Raw genomic sequence first — 2,415 nt, 5'->3', positions numbered from 1 at the left:
ACCAGAATGGTCCAAAAAAATATCCGCACCCCCACAGCTTCTTCCGCTATTATCAAATTCTTCATTGAAAAAGGCAGCCGTCGGCTGCCTTTTCATTTCCTTTCCCCTCTTATTTCATCTTGGGTTTCGGGAACATTTTCTCTTCTATTTCTTCTTTTGCTTTTCTGACGAAGGAGAGCATTTCACGGTCCAGGGGGTAGCGGATGACGCAGCCCGGGGAGACGATGATTCTTCTTCCTCCTGTCTGGCGAAGGGTTTCGTAGATTTGTCTTTCTATTTCGTTCTTATGGCCTTCTGTGATGTCCATGCGTTCGAGGCCTGCCATGAGGCATTTGCCTGTCAGGAGGGCCGCTTCTCCGATTTCCGGAAGGGATTCCCATGCGTGCCAGTTGAAAATCTGGACAGGGTATTTCCTTAAAAGCGGGAACATGATGTCCGGGCCGTGGGCGTGGAGGACGTTGCACCAGCCGGAGGAGGCGGAGAGGACGGCGAGGTCATAGGGCATGCCGTATTCTTTGTAGAAGGACTCTTCTGTCTTGGCATAGGAAGAGAGCTGTGTGGCGAAAAAGATGCCGTCAGCGCCCATTTCGATGACGCGCTGAACAAGTGCGCATGTCGTCTCGGTAATGGCTGTAAGGGCCTTTTTTACGCGTTCTCCGTGGCCTTTCTGGATGTGCTTCATCATGTCAGGGCAAAGCTTGGATGCTGTGGTGAGCGGGCTGAAGATGGTGAATACGACGGGGACTTCTCCCTGTGTCTTATCAAGGAGGAGACGCAGGTATTTCTGCTCGCGGGCCAGGGCGCCTTCATTGACGGAGACAGATGTGACTTTTTCCCAGTCTTCAGGAGTCTTGACGGGTGTGTCGACGATCTTGGCTACGCCGCCTTTTTCTATTTCGGAGTAGTCGACTTTGACGCCGAAGTCCTCGACGCTGTACATGCCATTGTTCATGGTTTTCAGGATGTCCACGTCGTAAGTCTTGTAGAAATCATAGGTATGTTCTGCATTGGCCACAGGATCGAGATCGATGCCGGGCAGGTGCGACCAGAGGGAATAGGGAATGCGGTCGACGTGTTCACCAAGGATAACAGCTTCGATGCGTTCTTTCTTGGTCATGGGTTTCAGGATTTTCTTCTTTTTCATAATTCCTCCTTTACCAGGCAGCGACGGTGCCGTCGGCTCTTGGTTCTGTAGCGCCCATGAGGACGCCTTCTTCATTTCTCCAGATCATTTCTCCGCGTCCGAAGCCCTGCAGGTCATCTTTGATGATGATGTCATGGCCGCGTTTCCGGAGCTGTTCTACCAGGTATGGATCAAAGCCTCTTTCGACCTGGAATGATTTCCCGCCGACCCACTGCCAGCGCGGACAGTCGAGGGCCTCCTGCGGGTTCATGCCGAAGTCGAGTGTATTTGTGATGACTTGCAGATGGCCCTGCGGCTGCATGAAGCCTCCCATGACGCCAAAGGGTCCAACGGCTCTTCCCTCTTTTGTAAGGAAGCCGGGGATGATTGTATGGTAGGTGCGTTTCCTCGGTGCCAGGCAGTTGTCATGGTTTTCGTCCAGGCTGAAGTTGGCGCCTCTGTCCTGAAGAGCAATGCCGGTCCCAGGGATGACGATGCCGCTTCCAAAGTAGTTGTAGTTGCTCTGGATATAGGAAACCATGTTTCCTTCGCCGTCTGCCGTGGAAAGGTAAACGGTGCCGCCGCATCTGGGATCGCCGGCTTCAGGTTCCCTTGCCGTTTCTCCGATGAGGGATCTTCTTTCTTCGGCATAGCTGTCAGAGAGGAGTTCTTCTACGGTCCTTGTCATGCAGGATGGCTCGGTGATGTATTTCTTGCCGTCCGCATAGGCAAGCTTCATGGCTTCGAACTGGCGGTGCAGTGTCTCTACGGTGTCTCTTTCCGTGAAATCGTATCCTTTGAGGATGTTGAGCGCCATGAGAGGCACGATGCCATGGCCGTTCGGAGGAAGTTCCCATACGTCATAGCCTCTGTAATTGATGCTGACGGGATCGACCCATTCCGGATTCCATGCGGAGAGGTCTTCTTTCCGAAGGTACCCGCCGGTCTCTCTGGCAAAGGCATCGATGATGTCTGCAATGCGTCCTGCATAGAGAGCAGCCGTCTCGGATTCTGCGATTTCTTCCAGCGTATCGGCATGGTCCTTCAGGCGGACGATTTCGCCCGGACGCGGCGCTCTTCCTGCATTAAGGAAGGTATCGAACCAGCCGGAAAAGGCAGGATCTTCTGCATAGACGGAAAGGGCTTTCCTCTCCTGCTCCCACTCGTGAGCAACGAAGGGCGAAATGGCATAGCCGTACCTGGCGTATCCGATGGCCGGTTCGAAGAGTTTCCTGAAGGGAAGGCGCCCGAAGCGGCGGGAGAGTTCTCTCCATGCGGCAGGCGCGCCCGGC

The 2,415-nt window shown here is 54.0% G+C and carries 2 protein-coding genes; both read right to left on the bottom strand.

Annotated features, from left to right (window positions below; translation table 11 throughout):
* Positions 1 to 109 precede the first annotated feature (109 nt).
* A complete protein-coding gene (locus M3200_RS06410; protein WP_022382709.1) occupies positions 110 to 1,144 on the bottom strand; it encodes a uroporphyrinogen decarboxylase family protein in 1,035 nt (344 codons plus the stop codon).
* A 10-nt stretch (positions 1,145 to 1,154) separates the two neighbouring features.
* On the bottom strand, positions 1,155 to 2,415 hold a 1,261-nt coding region (locus M3200_RS06405), incomplete at its 5' end, for a gamma-glutamyltransferase family protein (RefSeq protein ID WP_288178195.1).

Origin of the sequence: Dialister sp. CAG:357 (assembly GCF_000435155.1) — a bacterium.
Taxonomy (GTDB): Bacteria; Bacillota; Negativicutes; order Veillonellales; family Dialisteraceae; genus Dialister; species Dialister hominis.
The sequence above is the reverse complement of the archived record's forward strand: the minus strand, read 5'-3'. Positions and strand labels throughout refer to the sequence as shown.